This is a genomic window from [Brevibacterium] flavum (genome assembly GCF_019317305.1).
Taxonomy (GTDB): Bacteria; Actinomycetota; Actinomycetes; order Mycobacteriales; family Mycobacteriaceae; genus Corynebacterium; species Corynebacterium glutamicum.
Genome location: NZ_CP079240.1, coordinates 1,720,833 through 1,736,332, shown reverse-complemented (window position 1 = coordinate 1,736,332; position 15,500 = coordinate 1,720,833). Strand labels below are relative to the sequence as shown.

Annotated in this window: 12 protein-coding genes; 7 read left to right on the top strand and 5 right to left on the bottom strand. The window is 54.5% G+C overall.

The genetic code is table 11. The features are described 5' to 3' along the window. Positions 1–38: 38 nt before the first annotated feature. Together acnR and can are read right to left on the bottom strand one after the other, a co-directional pair. The gene (acnR, locus tag KW808_RS08400; RefSeq protein WP_003856101.1) at positions 39–605 is read right to left on the bottom strand and encodes a TetR/AcrR family transcriptional regulator AcnR; all 567 of its coding nucleotides are present in this window, start codon (positions 603–605) and stop codon (positions 39–41) included. Positions 606–792: 187 nt separating this feature from the next. Beyond that, positions 793–3,612, bottom strand: coding sequence for an aconitate hydratase (gene can, locus KW808_RS08395; RefSeq protein ID WP_170844367.1), 2,820 nt, complete (start codon positions 3,610–3,612; stop codon positions 793–795). A 365-nt stretch (positions 3,613–3,977) separates the two neighbouring features. Between can and KW808_RS08390 the strand changes: the two genes are divergently transcribed. From KW808_RS08390 to KW808_RS08380, 3 genes are all read left to right on the top strand, one after another. Beyond that, a complete protein-coding gene (locus KW808_RS08390) occupies positions 3,978–4,478 on the top strand; it encodes an Rv1476 family membrane protein (RefSeq protein WP_003862307.1) in 501 nt (166 codons plus the stop codon). A 508-nt stretch (positions 4,479–4,986) separates the two neighbouring features. Next, positions 4,987–6,930, top strand: a complete 1,944-nt coding sequence (locus KW808_RS08385; RefSeq protein ID WP_034983748.1) for a DIP1281 family NlpC/P60 protein — start codon at positions 4,987–4,989, stop codon at positions 6,928–6,930. A gap of 73 nt (positions 6,931–7,003) precedes the next feature. Beyond that, positions 7,004–8,116 carry a ferrochelatase gene (locus tag KW808_RS08380; protein WP_003862309.1) on the top strand — a complete coding sequence of 371 codons (1,113 nt, stop codon included), beginning with the start codon at positions 7,004–7,006 and terminating at the stop codon, positions 8,114–8,116. Here the strand turns inward: KW808_RS08380 and KW808_RS08375 are convergent. Then, on the bottom strand, positions 8,113–8,898 hold the full coding sequence (locus KW808_RS08375) for an Rv1486c family protein (RefSeq protein ID WP_034983747.1): 786 nt from the start codon (positions 8,896–8,898) through the stop codon (positions 8,113–8,115). The two genes, KW808_RS08380 and KW808_RS08375, sit on opposite strands and share 4 nt — an antisense overlap. 46 nt (positions 8,899–8,944) lie before the next feature. On the opposite strand from KW808_RS08375, the gene KW808_RS08370 reads away from it, so the two are divergent. The 3 genes from KW808_RS08370 (at position 8,945) to KW808_RS08360 (ending at position 11,637) form a co-directional block, all read left to right on the top strand. Next, on the top strand, positions 8,945–9,790 hold the full coding sequence (locus tag KW808_RS08370; protein ID WP_003862313.1) for a DUF3097 domain-containing protein: 846 nt from the start codon (positions 8,945–8,947) through the stop codon (positions 9,788–9,790). A gap of 66 nt (positions 9,791–9,856) precedes the next feature. Beyond that, positions 9,857–10,285 (top strand): NfeD family protein, encoded by a 429-nt coding sequence (locus KW808_RS08365; RefSeq protein WP_003862316.1) that lies wholly within the window; start codon positions 9,857–9,859, stop codon positions 10,283–10,285. Positions 10,286–10,338: 53 nt separating this feature from the next. After that, positions 10,339–11,637 carry an SPFH domain-containing protein gene (locus tag KW808_RS08360; protein ID WP_003862318.1) on the top strand — a complete coding sequence of 433 codons (1,299 nt, stop codon included), beginning with the start codon at positions 10,339–10,341 and terminating at the stop codon, positions 11,635–11,637. Between the two features lie 310 nt (positions 11,638–11,947). On the opposite strand, the gene KW808_RS08355 is transcribed toward KW808_RS08360, so the two are convergent. Together KW808_RS08355 and KW808_RS08350 are read right to left on the bottom strand one after the other, a co-directional pair. Further along, complete coding sequence (locus tag KW808_RS08355) at positions 11,948–12,547, bottom strand: hypothetical protein (RefSeq protein ID WP_003862320.1); 600 nt, start codon at positions 12,545–12,547, stop codon at positions 11,948–11,950. A gap of 94 nt (positions 12,548–12,641) precedes the next feature. Continuing rightward, entirely contained in the window at positions 12,642–13,406 is a 765-nt protein-coding gene (locus tag KW808_RS08350) for a TVP38/TMEM64 family protein (RefSeq protein ID WP_170844366.1), read from the bottom strand. 240 nt (positions 13,407–13,646) lie between these two features. Between KW808_RS08350 and KW808_RS08345 the strand changes: the two genes are divergently transcribed. Further along, entirely contained in the window at positions 13,647–15,497 is a 1,851-nt protein-coding gene (locus tag KW808_RS08345) for a methylmalonyl-CoA mutase family protein (protein WP_003862323.1), read from the top strand. The last annotated feature ends 3 nt before the right edge of the window (positions 15,498–15,500 follow it).

Genomic DNA, 15,500 nt, shown 5'->3' with positions numbered 1-15,500 from the left:
CTAGTTCTTGTAGTCTGAAAGTGTGAATCAGGGGTCGTTTAGTCGCGTTTACGGACAGTTCCCTCGACCAGATCCAATACTTCGGACAGTCCTTCTGTGGATGCGCCGGTGGCAAGACGGGAGATGAAACCGTCGAGAACAGTCTCTAAGAAGGTGTGCAGCACTTCGATCGGGACGTCAGTGCGCATTTGTCCCTTATCCACGTTGCGGGACAAACGCACGCGGACAGCTTCGTCTAGAACACTTTGGTGATCAATCCATTTTGCGCGGAATACCGGGTCGGTGCGCAGCTGCTTGGAGATCTCCAGGCGTACTGACATCCAGTCATATCGTTCAGGATCTTCCAGCATTCCTCGCATCACTTCAACGAGGCCATTTTCAGACACCACCTCCGCCATGCGGGCTGCATCTTCCCGCGCGAGGGCTAGGAACAGGTTTTCTTTGTCACCGAAGTGATGAAAGATCGCTCCGCGTGATTTACCTGTTGCTTCTTCCAGTCGGCGTACGGTTGCGCCTTCATAGCCGTGCTCAGCGAAGCACCGTCGGGCACCTTCGAGGATTTCTTGACGGCTATTTGTTGGTTTGTCGCCTGCCGCTACGGACACAATGTACTCCTATGGAAAATAGCGGTGAAAACACGCATGGAAGAGGATGGGTTTGAAAAATTTGGCGTATTAGAAAGGACCCCACCACATTGGCCATGAAAGGTTATTCATGGCCAATTAGTTGATGGGGCCCTTCGCTACCTACGTTTTTTGATGTGGAGGAAACTCCACATCAAAAGTCTTCTAATTACTTAGAAGAAGCAGCCATCTGACGCAGCACGTACTGCAGGATGCCGCCGTGGCGGTAGTAGTCAGCCTCACCTGGGGTGTCGATGCGGACAACTGCGTCGAACTCGACGACGTCGCCGTTCTCCTTGGTTGCGGTGACCTTGACAGTCTTGGGAGTCTCGCCCTCGTTGAGTGCGGTCAGTCCGGTGATGTCGAAGGTCTCGGTGCCGTCAAGGCCCAGGGACTCGTGGGATTCGCCTGCAGGGAACTGCAGTGGGACAACGCCCATACCGATGAGGTTGGAGCGGTGAATACGCTCGAATGACTCGGTGATAACTGCGCGAATTCCGAGCAGGTTGGTGCCCTTAGCTGCCCAGTCACGGGAAGAACCGGTGCCGTACTCCTTGCCGCCCAAGACGACCAGCGGAATGCCAGCAGCCTTGTAGTTGACGGAAGCGTCGTAGATGAACGCCTGTGGAGCACCCTCCTGGGTGAAGTCGCGGGTGTAGCCACCTGCGATGTCAACCAGCTGGTTCTGGAGGCGGATGTTGGCGAAGGTGCCGCGCATCATGACCTCGTGGTTACCACGCCTGGAACCCAGGGAGTTGTAGTCGTGGCGTTCCACACCGTGCTCATCCAAGTACTGAGCTGCAGGGGTACCTGGCTTAATGGAGGAAGCAGGGGAGATGTGGTCGGTGGTGACAGAGTCGCCGAGCTTAGCCAGAACGCGTGCGCCCTGGATGTCGGTGACTGCCACTGGCTCGACAGGCATGCCGTCGAAGTAAGGTGCCTTGCGGATGTAGGTGGAGTTCTCATCCCACTCGAAGGTGTCACCGGTAGGAACATCGAGTTCCTGCCACTGCTTGTCACCCTTGAAGACATCTGCATAGTCAGCTTCGTAAAGCTCACGGGAGATTGCCTGCTGGATTGTGTCTTCGATTTCCTCGGTGGAAGGCCAGATATCCTTCAGGAAGACGTCGTTGCCGTCCTGGTCCTGTCCAAGAGCTTCGTTCTCGAAGTCGAAGTCCATGGTGCCAGCGATTGCGTAAGCAATGACCATGATTGGGGATGCCAGGTAGTTCATCTTAACGTCAGGGGAGATACGTCCCTCGAAGTTACGGTTACCGGACAAAACTGCGGTTGCGGTCAGGTCGTGCTCGTTGATCGCAGCGGAGATTTCCTCTGGCAGTGGGCCGGAGTTACCAATACAGGTGGTGCAGCCGAAGCCGGAGAGGTAGAAGCCCATGGCCTCAAGGTCCTTCCAGAGGTCTGCGCGCTGGTAGTAGCCGTCGACAACCTGGGAACCTGGTGCACAGATGGTCTTAACCCAAGGCTTGGACTTGAGGCCCTTTTCTGCTGCCTTACGTGCGATCAGGCCAGCGCCGATCATCACGGATGGGTTAGAGGTGTTGGTGCAAGAGGTGATGGATGCAATTGCAACCATGCCGTGGTCGATGGTGTACTCGCCACCCTGTGGGGATGCAACGGTGACTGGCTTGGAAGGACGTCCTTCTGCGCCAGTAGCCAAGGACTCGCCGGAGCCAGCCCAGGAAGCGTTGTAGTTGTCAGCTTCGACGCCGCCTTCAGGCTGTCCGCCACCTTCGTTAACCATGCGGGTTGCAGGGATGGAGGTGTCTACGGAAACAGCGTCGTCGGTGTAGGTTGGCAGATCCTTACGGAACTGCTCCTTTGCCTCGGAGAGAAGGATGCGGTCCTGTGGGCGCTTAGGGCCAGCGATGGAAGGAACAACGGTGGACAGGTCCAGCTCGAGGTACTCGGAGTACTCAGCTTCAACGGTGTCCTCGTCGAGCCACATGCCCTGCGCCTTGGCGTAAGCCTCGACCAGTGCAACCTGCTCTTCTGGGCGGCCGGTGAGGCGCAGGTACTTGGTGGTCTCCTCGTCGATTGGGAACATCGCACAGGTGGAGCCGAACTCTGGGGACATGTTGCCGATGGTTGCACGGTTAGCCAGTGGAACAGCCTTAACACCGGAGCCGTAGAACTCAACGAACTTCTGGACGACGCCGTGGTCGCGCAGCATTTCGGTGATGGTCAGCACAACGTCAGTTGCGGTAACGCCTACTGGGATCTCGCCGGTCAACTTGAAGCCAACAACGCGAGGGATCAGCATGGACACTGGCTGGCCGAGCATTGCTGCCTCAGCCTCAATGCCACCAACGCCCCAGCCCAGGATGCCCAGGCCGTTTTCCATGGTGGTGTGGGAGTCGGTACCGATGCAGGTATCTGGGTATGCAAGGCCCTCGTTGTCGAAGACGACGCGAGCCAAGTACTCAATGTTGACCTGGTGGACGATACCGGTTCCTGGAGGAACAACGCGGAAGTTGGAGAAGGACTCGGAACCCCAACGCAGGAACTGGTAACGCTCCTCGTTGCGCTCGTACTCGATCTCCACGTTCTTAGCCAGTGCGTCTGGGCGGCCGAAAGCCTCCACGATGACGGAGTGGTCAATGACCATCTCTGCTGGGTTCAGTGGGTTGACGTCGTTAGGGTCGCCACCGAGTGCAGCAACTGCCTCACGCATGGTTGCGAGGTCAACTACACAAGGGACACCGGTGAAGTCCTGCATGAGAACACGGGCTGGGGTGAACTGGATTTCGATGCTTGGATCAGAAGATGCATCCCAGTTGGCGATAGCCTCAATGTGCTCGTTGGTGATGTTTGCGCCGTCTTCGGTACGAAGAAGGTTCTCTCCGAGAACCTTGAGGGAGTACGGCAGCTTCTCCATGCCAGGCACTGCAGAGAGGGCGAAGTAGTCATAGGACTTGTCGCCAACTTCAAGGGTGCTCTTAGCATTGAAGGAGTTCTTGCTTTCAGTCACAGTGAGCTCCAATTCTAACTTTTTTAGGGTGAGATTTCGCGACGGCGTCTGCTTCGGCTGAGCCGGCGTGAGAAAAACATCGGATTCTCATTCCACAGAACTGTGGAAAAGGACCCTACGTCTTCATTATCCTAACAGTACAAGCGTTCTGGCGGGAAAGTTGGGGTTCTTGGCGCGTCAATAACGTCATGGAATTTTGGCCTGCTAGCGTGTCTAATGTCCCTAGGCAGCGGTTTTGTCGGATTTGCTCGAAATGGGTACGTGCGTGATGTGACTTTCTATCACCCCCTTACTCACCCCCATTGTTTATTGAGTGAAGTCGGTTCCCGCTCTTTCGTGAGCCCGACACTAATGAAGGTTTTTAGATGATTCCAGAAAATATTGATCTCAAGCAGCTCGCTTCGGAGCTTGGTGATGATGCCGTGGCAATGGGGGAGCACACAGGCGACCAGTTTCCGACTTTGGAAAAAGACCTTATTAATGTTGTGACAGATGCAAAGGAATCAGATTTTGGATCTTTAGGGGTCGTGATTCTTGATGAAACTCCAGTGATGACTTCCGACCTGAGGGATATTGCGCAGGAGCTGTTGATTCAAACGGATCTGGACACCGTTGTGGTGCGGGCTCCAATGTCGGCTGCGGTGGTGAGTGATGTTCATTCGAGGGCGGCGCTTGAGTCAGGGCAGCATGATTTGCTTGGGACCACTGATTACGTGCTGGGAACGGAGCTTTTGGTGCAGGATGTAACGGAATCGACGGTGGGGAATATTGATTGGGGTCAATTGCTGATTTGGGGGTTGGTTGCTTTGGCAATTGCCGTGGTTGTTGCGGGTGTGTCTGTGCGTCGAAAAGCAATATCTTTATAAGTAAAGTTCTAAAGCTTTACTTATAGCACTTTCGGTAGGTGTCGAGAAAATTCCCAAATTGCGGAAAATTCACATACTTTGTGCCACAAAGTGATAAACATCACAAAATTTCATAACTCAGCCATTCATGCAGGCCAGAACATGCAAAACCTTGCACGCTCTGGCCTTTTGTTATGTAACTGTTGTGAAAGATGTATCAAAAGTTACCAAGGTGACTTAATGTTCAGATATCGACTCATGGGTTGTTTTCCAAAACTTGAATCAATTTGAGTAACAGTAGTTATCAAGCGTTAAACCTTGAAACTTCCACTCTTTTTACTGATGAGCATTTGGGCAAACGGGGAAGCTTGCTGGAGATGCAATAAATCGGTGAATGGTTGGTGCAATGAAGAGGAGAGTGGCCCATAGTTTCCGCTACGGAACGCGGAGTCTTTACGTTTCAATTCTTGGCAAGTATCTAGCGTCAAGACTTGATATGTGAAGGGATTCGGATTGAACAGGAGAACATGTGGCCAATCTAGATTCAGTTCGCCCTGGGGTGCGGGCAGCTCTTCGACGTACCCATACCCAGGTAAAAGGTGTCGCGTTGACCAGGGCATTGATTGCGCTTGCAGTAAGCGGAGCTTTGCTTAGTTCCATGACTCCGGCGGTGGCGCAGCCACAGAATCCGGATGACGCAGCCATTGCACAGGCAGAGGAAAATGTTTCGGCGGGCGATGGGGAAGTCGCCCGCCTGGCAGGATCTTTGTCCAGCACTGACGCGGAAATTAACCGCGTCGAGCTGGAAATGGGTGCTCTGCGTGAAGAAGTGAACAAGTCCCTTGTGGATTTGCATGATGCGCAGGCAATCGCCGAGCAGGCCCGCCAAGATGCTCTTGCAGCCAAGAAGGATCTCGATGATTCTCAAGCGCAGATCGAAGCAGCCCAAGAGCGCCTTGATGAGATTTCACGTGCAGCGTATCGCCAAAACGGAACCTCCAAGGGGCTTTCCGGCATCTCGGGCAATGGAAATTCTGAAGATGCGCTAGATCGTCAGACTTACCTGCGAACCAGTGCGGAAAAGCAGCAGGCAGCTGTTGAAGAGCTTGATCGCCTCCGTACGGAAAACGCCAACAAGGAATCGGTGTTGCGCCAGGCCCGCATCGTTGCTGAGCAGCGTGAGGCGGAAGCCGTCGAAAAGCAAGTCCAGACCGAGGCTGCAATTGCCGCAAACAGCGAGCAGCTCAATGTCTTGACTAACAACCGCACTACCTTGGTTGCCCAGCGTGATGAGGCTGAGCGCAACTTGGCCATCGCTCGTGCGCAGGCGGATAATCTGCAAGGTCAGCGTGCTGAGTACGAGGAATTCCAGCAGGCAGAGCAGGCTCGCATCCAGGCGGAAGCGGAAGCTCAGGCTGCTGCGGAGGAGAAGCGTCGTGCCGATGAGGCTGCTGCACAGGCAGCCGCTGAAGCTCAAGAGGCTGCCCAGCAAGCTCAGGCAGCGGAGGAAGCCCAAGCTGCGCAAGCAGCTGAGGCAGCACAGGCACAAGCAACTCAAGCTGCAGAAACCCAAGCTGCACAAGCCGCGCAAGCTGCGGAAACCCAAGCTGCACAAGCCGCGCAAGCTCAGGCAGCGCAAGCTGCTCAGGCAGAAGCGAATGATCGTGACGCCGCGCAACAGCGTGCTGCAGAGGCTCAAGCAGCAGCGGAACAGGCGCAACGTGAGGCTGACGCTCAGGCGGCCAACGATGCCCAAGCTCAGGCACTGCGTGAACAGGCGCTCACCGCAGCCTCCATCGCTGCGGCTGCTCTAATTGCGGCGAGCCAGTCCAGCCATGCCACTACTCAAAATCCTTACCCAACTGATGAAGACGCGGATCCAACCGACATTGCGGACATCCAAGGCCCAACGCAGCCAGGTACGGGTGAGTCTGGAGATTCCCAGAACGACTCCAGCGACAATGATTCCACAGGCAACGATTCCACAGGCTCTGATTCTTCAGATTCAGATTCCTCCGGCAATGATTCTTCAGAGGTTATTTCCGGCGATCGTTCCGCTCAGATTGAGACTGTGATTGCGCGCGCCATGAGCCAGTTGGGTGTGCAGTACGCATGGGGTGGCGGTAACGCTAATGGCCCAACTCTGGGTATCCGTGACGGTGGCGTGGCGGACTCTTACGGCGATTACAACAAGGTTGGCTTCGACTGTTCTGGACTGACCTTGTATGCGTTTGCGGGTGTGGGAATTTCACTTCCTCACTACACGGGCTACCAGTACCAGCACGGCACCAAGGTGTCGCCTTCTGAGATGCAACGTGGCGATCTGATCTTCTATGGTCCGGGAGCGTCTCAGCACGTGGCAATTTACCTCGGTGATGGTCAGATGATTGAGGCTCCGAATTCGGGTTCTGTCGTGAAGATTTCTCCTGTTCGCTGGAGCGGAATGACCGAGAGCGTGGTACGCCTCATTTAGTTTCCTCCTATGAATATTGATGTGGTTCATGCGTTTTTATGCAATATCAACCAAAAGTTGGTACGATCCTCGTATGAATGAACGCACATCGGATGCATTTGACGCCCTCCTTGTGCTCTCCTTCGGTGGTCCCGAAGGGCACGAGGAGGTTCGTCCGTTTTTGGAGAATGTCACTCGCGGAAGGGGGATTCCGCCGGAACGTCTAGATGATGTGGCGGTTCATTACCACCACTTCGGTGGTATCAGCCCCATCAATGCGCTGAACAGGGAAATTATCGCCAATGTGGAAAAAGAATTGGCGTCTCGCGATCACAAGCTGCCTGTTTATTTTGGTAACCGCAACTGGAAGCCGTTTGATAATGAGGCCGCTGAACAAATGGCTGATGACGGCGTGAAAAACGCGCTGGTGTTGGCAACTTCCGCTTGGGGTGGCTACTCCGGTTGTCAGCAGTACCAGGAAGATATTAAGGGCATGATCAAGCACCTGGAGTCTCAGGGGCAGTCGATCACGTTCACCAAGCTGCGTCAGTTCTACGATCACCCTCGTTTTGTCTCCACCATGGCTCAATTGGTTCAGGATTCCTACGCGAAGCTTCCCGATGAGCTGCGCGATGAGGCGCGTCTGGTCTTCACCGCGCACTCCATTCCACTGACTGCGGACAATGCTGCGGGAACCCCTGAGGATGGTTCCTTGTATTCCACACAGGTCAAGGAAGCGTCAGCACTGATTGCTGAGGCTGTTGGTGTGTCAGATTTTGATGTGGTGTGGCAGTCCCGCTCGGGTAGCCCGCACACTCCGTGGCTGGAGCCTGACATCGTGGATCACGCAGTGGAGCTCAACGAAAAGGGTCAGAAAGCGCTCGTTGTCTGCCCTGTAGGCTTTATTTCTGATCATATGGAAGTCATTTGGGATCTTGATTCCGAGCTGATGGAAGAAGCCGAGAAGCGCAACATGGTGGTCGAGCGCGTCGACACCGTTGGCCCCACCGATGAATTCGCAGCCCTTGTGGTTGATCTCATCGAGGAGGCAGAGCTCAAGCGCGTTATCGAGCGCCTTGGAAAGCTGCCAGCACGCGGAAGTTCCGTCAACGGCGCACCGTGTGGCGACGGCTGCTGTGGTACCGCCAAGCATAAAACCGCGCGGGTGAACCCCAACGCTCGCTCAGCGGCGCCAGCTGCCAACTAGGAGTGATAGTCCCTCGCAAACTCTGCGAGGGCATAACTCACCCCAGCCATGCGCGCGGTCCGAATATGGCTCCACAGGGAAATCAACTGTGGATCCAGGCTGTGATCGCCGATGGTTTCCTGCACGGTCTCTGCGATGGCAGCCACGCGATCTGCGCGCGCAAAAAGCTTCGCCGACCTCTCTGGGACTGCATAGGGAAGCCCCGGGGTGTCGTAAAAATCTGACAGCATGCCCACGGTTAGTCGCGGATTCTTCAAAGATTTCGGCGCAAGTGAAGCGTAGCCACTTGACTCAATGATATTTGCCGCCTGATCTGTCGCCTGACGGAGCAGCTGATCCGCCTCACCGGGCGAGGCAGTCGCAATCGCCGGCAAAAAGCCCTCCACCTCCACCAAATTCCACTCAGTGGCATCCTTACCGCGCGTAGGAACAAGCGCCCAAGAATGCTGCTTATCGACGCCGCCCAGCACCAACGCCCCCTCCTTCGAGGCGGAGGCCAAGACCGCAGCGCGTGAACCTGCCGGCAACGCCGGCACTTGGCCTGGACCGCTGAGTGCGAGAGTTAAAATCGGACCGTGGAAGGGGGCGTCGATAAGCGTGCTTGTTAATTCTTTTAAAGTTCGCATCATATCGAGCAGCCCGCCGTCGCCGAAGGTGTGCGGGCCGCCGAGATCGACGAACGCATCGATGACATCTTCGGTGGGCACTAATTCATAGAGCCACGCACCTAGCCAGACGGCAGTATTTTGAAGCGGTGAATAAACGTTTGCTCGAATTTCCATAGTGTTAGGGAAGTGTAGTGCAGTGCTTTGACTAGGGTGGTGAGCTATGAGTTTTTCAGACCCCTATGCAGGCAATATTTTTGGTGGACACTCCCGCAACAAGCAGCCGGAGTATCCCGATGTGCCCGCAAAACCAGGCCTTGTGGTGGAAGTTCGTGGAGATGGCTTCGTCGGCGCTGTGACCGGTTTTGAACGCACCTACGATGGTGATTTTGTGCGTCTCGAGGACCGCCGCGGACGCGATGCGCTGTACAAGCTGCGCAAGGGTGCGTTCATGATTGATGGGCAGATCGTTAATCTCACCCGTTTTGTGGAAAAGCAGGCGCCGCGGAAATCTAATTCTGGTTCCAGGCGTGTAGAAAACGCGCAAGCAAAGGTCGCGGCGCCGTCACGCATCTGGGTAGAAGGCATCCATGACGCCGCCATCGTGGAGAAAGTGTGGGGACACGACCTTCGCGTTGAGGGCGTCGTGGTGGAGTACCTGGAAGGTCTAGACAACCTCGAGGAACGTCTCGCGGAATTTCAGCCTGGGCCAGGACGACGCATCGGAGTGCTCGCCGATCACCTCGTTGAGGGATCTAAAGAAACTCGGATGACTAAATCACTACCCGCGGATGTCGCTGTCACCGGCCACCCCTACATCGATATTTGGGCTGCTGTGAAACCAGAGCGTTTGGGGCTTAAGGCGTGGCCTGAGGTGCCATACGGGGAGGATTGGAAAACCGGCATCTGCAAACGAGTTGGCTGGTCAGACCCCAAAGAAGGCTGGCACCGTGTGTATAACGCCGTGAATTCCTTCCGCGATCTGGACCACACCCTCATCGGGGCAGTGGAACGCTTGGTGGACTTTGTGACCAACCACGATTTGAGCAAAGAGGACGTCCTTGCCTGATTTTTCGGGTGTGTTTTTGCGTGGCGAGCCCTGCCTGGCCCTTCCAAATTATGTAGGGTGGCCTGCGTGGGAGCAATAATTTGGTTTATCGGAGCATTGGTTCTTGCTGGCTTGGAATTGGCAGTAGGAGAGTTCACCTTATTGATGCTTGGCGGAGCTGCTTTGGCAACCGCTGGTGTGGCACTCATTGGCGTCCCAGTATGGGCTGAATTTGTCACCTTCGCGGTGGCCTCAGCTGCTCTACTGATGTTCATTAGGCCGGCCATTAGAAAGCGTCTGCTGAAGCCAAAGGTTCTGGACTCTTCACCACGAGCACTTGTTGGCCACCGTGCTGAAGTGCTCGAAGATGTCGGAGCGACCAGCGGGCAGGTCCGCCTGGATGGTTCAATTTGGTCCGCCCGCAGCATGGATCCCACACACACCTTCGCGGAAGGTGAAATTGTCAGTGTCATTGATATCCAAGGCACAACCGCGATTGTATGGAAAGAAGCCTAAATTTTTTAACAATCAAATAGTACTGGCCATTCCCAACTAAAACTGGAGTAACGATGACAGGACTAATCCTCGCCATAGTTTTCCTGGTCTTTGTCGCCGTCGTGGTGATCAAGTCCATAGCCCTGATTCCCCAGGGTGAAGCCGCCGTCATTGAACGCCTTGGTAGCTACACCCGCACCGTTTCAGGTGGCCTGACCCTGCTGGTTCCATTCGTGGACCGAGTACGCGCAAGGATCGACACCCGTGAGCGCGTGGTCTCATTCCCACCGCAGGCTGTTATTACCCAAGACAACCTGACCGTGGCCATCGATATCGTGGTGACCTTCCAAATCAACGAACCAGAGCGCGCCATCTACGGCGTGGACAACTACATCGTCGGTGTGGAGCAGATTTCTGTAGCAACACTTCGAGACGTTGTCGGTGGCATGACCCTGGAAGAAACCCTCACTTCACGTGACGTGATCAACCGCCGCCTCCGCGGCGAGCTCGATGCAGCAACCACCAAATGGGGCCTGCGCATCAGCCGTGTGGAACTAAAGGCAATTGATCCGCCACCATCCATCCAGCAATCGATGGAAAAGCAGATGAAGGCAGACCGTGAAAAGCGCGCCACCATTTTGACCGCAGAAGGTCAGCGCGAAGCCGACATCAAAACTGCCGAAGGTGAAAAGCAAGCCAAGATCCTCCAAGCTGAGGGTGAAAAGCACGCATCCATCCTGAACGCAGAAGCAGAACGCCAAGCGATGATCCTGCGCGCCGAAGGTGAACGCGCGGCACGCTACCTCCAGGCGCAGGGTGAAGCCCGAGCAATCCAAAAGGTCAACGCTGCAATCAAGTCTGCCAAGTTGACCCCAGAGGTTCTTGCTTATCAATACCTTGAAAAGCTTCCTAAGATCGCAGAGGGCAACGCCTCCAAGATGTGGGTCATCCCAAGCCAGTTCTCCGATTCTTTGGAAGGTTTTGCGAAGCAGTTCGGCGCAAAGGATGCAGAAGGTGTCTTCCGCTACGAACCAAACACCGTGGATGAAGAAACCCGCGACATCGCAAACGCCGACAACGTGGAAGACTGGTTCTCCACCGAATCAGACCCTGAAATCGCAGCAGCAGTCGCCGCAGCAAACGCCGTGGCCAACAAGCCAGTCGATCCAGAACCCGGTGAGATCCTTTCCAAGAAGACCGCACGACGCGTTGAACCTGAAGCAGTATTGGAGGCTTTGCAAAACGGAACCACTGCACAACCTGAGGTTGAGGCAGCACCTCCTACCGCAAACTTCGCCCAAGAATTCCCTGCACCACAGGCAAACCCTGAAGATTACTCCGGCCAACACCGAGAGAATCCTTACGGAAACTAATCAGGCATAAGAAAAGGCGGGAAACACTAGATGTTTCCCGCCTTATTTGTGTCTAAACAACTATGTTGATGAAGAACAGGCCTAAAATCCCGCTCGTTCGAGCCGATCTGGCTGGTGTAGTTTCTAAAAACCGTCCTATATGACCGAAGACTGGCCAGTCGATCGACCTGGTGAGGTCTACCACATGGCGTGAGAAAAACCGCCACAGAGCTTGGGAATTTCAACCTCTCAGATTCGCTTCTCAGCGCCTGAAATGAGTCGACCCATACTCTCATGCTTATCTCACAAACTCAGGCTCTTAAATCGCCCGCTAGCGCTTGCCAGCCTGCTCGATGAGGTTTACGGCCAATTGCCAACCAGCAGATTCCGCCTGCCAACCTGCCGCCTGCAAACGCTGCGACATTGCCTGCTTGGAAATACCGAGCTCTTGGGCTGCCTCATTTTGATTCAGTCCAGAACGGACGAGTGCGGTGGCTTCGCGTCCTTCGATGGTGCGCTTTGACAGAACTTGCCCAATCAACGTGAATGCAGCGGAGATGTTGAAGGCTTGAGTATTGTCCCGTTTGGTTCCGGCGATCCTCACCTTGACCGTTCCCGCCTTGGCGGTGGGGCGCAGAGCATCAGAGGAAATTTTCTTTACCTGTTCGATGATGGCCTCATCGGATTCATCGACTGTTCCGTCAACGGTGGGGATAACACCAATTCCGATTGCCCAATCGCCAGCTGCGAGTAGCGCCATGACAACATCACATGTGGTTACCGGTGAGGTGATGTGTGCTCGGATGTCTTCGACACCAATGACTTCAAACTGGCCAGCACCTTCGAGGGTGGACAAAGCTTCTGCAAATCTTTTAACCAATTCGGCTCGTCGTGTGTCTCGGCCGCGGTATCTGGCATGCAGTGCCCACATGGGTGGCTGCCCCCTTTGTTTATTGTAGTGGATTCGCCGTCAGGGCGAATGAGTGAAGAAGTAAAGAATCTTCTCCAACCCTACCTCATATTGTCTACTTTCCAGGCTTGACTGGCATCTTTTGATCTAAAAAGATACCTAAAACACCCAAAATCGCTAAAAATACCGTGAATGCAACGGCGGTCCAGTTTCCAGAACCTGTGACTGCATCTCCCAAAACGACGGTGATGATGGTTCCTGGTGCAGATCCGATCAAGGTAGCGATGGCAAAAGAAAAAACAGGAACGCTAGTCAAGGCTGCAACATAGTTGAGGATGGAAAAGGGGATAGCGGCGATCATTCTTAAAGAGGTAATCGCCAGCCATCCACGTTGCTCAAGTCGGGTATTGATGCGTGAGACTGCGGGGTGCGTTAAACGTGGCGCCATCCAATCGCCAAGTAGACCCCGAACAATGAGGAGCGAGATTACCGCTGACACTGTGGTGGAACCCAGCGCCACGAATGATCCAAGAACCGGCCCGAACAGCACGCCGGAGGCCAGTGTGAGAACTGTGCGGGGGATAGGGAACTGAGTAATGAGGATATAAAAGGCGCAAAAAACTAAGACAAAAGCGTCGCCGGCGTTGTTTGCCCAGTCACGATAAACCGAAATCGGGGGGACATCGACAAGAAAAGTTACGGAAATAATTGCGACGATGACAACCGATACAGCGATTTTCTTCCACGCACTCCACTGGGCAACACTGCGCAGAGCGTCATGGAAAAGTGAGCTAAAGAAGTGGAAGACCGTGGAAATTGGTGTGTTTAGGCGTCCTGACGTGTCCGCAGGATTCTCCTGGGTCTCACCTTTGTCATGCATAGAAAACACCATACAGTTGCACCCCCGTGATCAAAATATTCCGCCATTTTGAATGTATTGAAACAAAGTTCTCGTTATCGTAGTAGAAGCTAGTGCCGATCCCTGCTCAGCTGTTCGCAGAAGGGTATTAAGTTCGGCAATTTTCGTAGGTAAACACAGGTGAAGGCTTTACAAGCTTGTGAACTCCCTACACAAAAGCAATCCAATAGCTATCCATAAGCAAGAGAAAGTAAGTCTACGTTGACTGATCTCACAAAGACTGCGGTGCCCGAGGAACTTTCAGAGAACCTCGAAACTTGGTACAAGGCTGTGGCCGGTGTTTTCGCGCGCACACAGAAGAAAGACATCGGCGACATTGCCGTAGATGTGTGGAAGAAACTCATCGTCACTACACCGGATGGTGTTGATATCAATCCGCTGTACACCAGAGCAGATGAGTCCCAGAGGAAATTCACTGAGGTTCCTGGTGAGTTTCCCTTCACTAGGGGAACCACTGTTGATGGTGAACGCGTTGGTTGGGGTGTTACTGAGACTTTCGGACATGACAGCCCGAAGAATATCAACGCTGCGGTGCTGAATGCTCTGAATTCTGGCACCACCACATTGGGTTTTGAGTTCTCTGAGGAATTCACGGCAGCTGATCTTAAAGTTGCTCTCGAAGGCGTGTATCTCAACATGGCTCCGTTGCTGATTCATGCGGGTGGATCCACGTCAGAGGTTGCAGCGGCGTTGTATGCGTTGGCGGAGGAAGCCGGAACGCCTTTTGCTGCGTTGACCTTGGGTTCTCGTCCTTTGACGGCGCAGGTTGATGGTTCGCACAGTGACACCATTGAAGAAGCAGTTCAGTTGGCAGTGAATGCTTCCAAGCGTGCGAATGTGCGCGCTATCTTGGTGGATGGTTCCAGTTTTTCCAACCAGGGCGCGTCGGATGCTCAAGAAATTGGTCTAAGTATCGCCGCCGGTGTGGATTATGTCCGGCGCTTGGTCGATGCAGGCCTTTCCACGGAAGCTGCACTTAAGCAGGTGGCGTTCCGTTTTGCGGTCACCGATGAGCAGTTCGCGCAGATTTCTAAGCTGCGTGTGGCTCGACGTCTGTGGGCCAGGGTGTGTGAGGTGCTTGGTTTTCCAGAGCTGGCCGTAGCACCACAACATGCGGTGACTGCACGAGCGATGTTTAGCCAGCGTGATCCGTGGGTGAATATGCTGCGCAGTACTGTTGCAGCTTTCGCTGCAGGCGTCGGTGGAGCAACCGATGTGGAGGTTCGTACTTTTGATGATGCGATCCCAGATGGAGTTCCTGGAGTGTCGAGGAATTTCGCTCACCGCATCGCGCGCAATACTAATTTGTTGTTGCTAGAAGAGTCACATCTTGGTCACGTGGTTGATCCTGCTGGTGGATCATATTTCGTGGAGAGCTTCACCGATGATCTAGCGGAGAAGGCGTGGGCTGTGTTCAGTGGCATCGAAGCTGAGGGCGGATACAGTGCAGCTTGTGCATCCGGCACGGTGACTGCCATGCTTGATCAGACGTGGGAGCAGACTCGCGCTGATGTGGCGTCGAGAAAGAAGAAGCTCACTGGAATTAATGAGTTCCCGAACTTGGCGGAGTCTCCGCTGCCAGCTGATCGTCGGGTAGAACCTGCAGGTGTGCGTCGATGGGCAGCGGATTTTGAAGCGCTGCGCAATCGTTCGGATGCTTTCTTGGAAAAGAACGGCGCGAGGCCACAGATCACGATGATTCCTCTGGGACCGTTGTCCAAGCACAATATTCGCACTGGTTTTACTTCCAACCTGTTGGCTTCCGGTGGCATTGAAGCAATCAACCCGGGTCAACTTGTTCCCGGCACTGATGCTTTTGCAGAAGCTGCACAGGCCGCAGGCATTGTAGTGGTGTGTGGAACGGACCAAGAGTATGCCGAAACGGGGGAGGGAGCCGTCGAAAAGCTCCGCGAAGCGGGCGTTGAGCGCATCCTGCTTGCTGGCGCGCCGAAGAGCTTTGAGGGCAGCGCGCATGCGCCCGATGGTTATTTGAACATGACAATTGATGCCGCGGCGACGCTGGCTGACCTGCTAGATGCTTTGGGAGCTTAAATC

What these genes read in the sequence shown, in the direction of transcription:
- KW808_RS08360 (WP_003862318.1), top strand. Translation starts at nt 10,339, where the DNA reads ATGACAGGACTAATCCTCGCCATAGTTTTCCTGGTCTTTGTCGCCGTC.
- KW808_RS08350 (WP_170844366.1), bottom strand. Translation starts at nt 13,406, where the DNA reads ATGCATGACAAAGGTGAGACCCAGGAGAATCCTGCGGACACGTCAGGA.
- KW808_RS08380 (WP_003862309.1), top strand. Translation starts at nt 7,004, where the DNA reads ATGAATGAACGCACATCGGATGCATTTGACGCCCTCCTTGTGCTCTCC.
- KW808_RS08370 (WP_003862313.1), top strand. Translation starts at nt 8,945, where the DNA reads ATGAGTTTTTCAGACCCCTATGCAGGCAATATTTTTGGTGGACACTCC.
- KW808_RS08355 (WP_003862320.1), bottom strand. Translation starts at nt 12,547, where the DNA reads ATGTGGGCACTGCATGCCAGATACCGCGGCCGAGACACACGACGAGCC.
- KW808_RS08375 (WP_034983747.1), bottom strand. Translation starts at nt 8,898, where the DNA reads ATGGAAATTCGAGCAAACGTTTATTCACCGCTTCAAAATACTGCCGTC.
- KW808_RS08390 (WP_003862307.1), top strand. Translation starts at nt 3,978, where the DNA reads ATGATTCCAGAAAATATTGATCTCAAGCAGCTCGCTTCGGAGCTTGGT.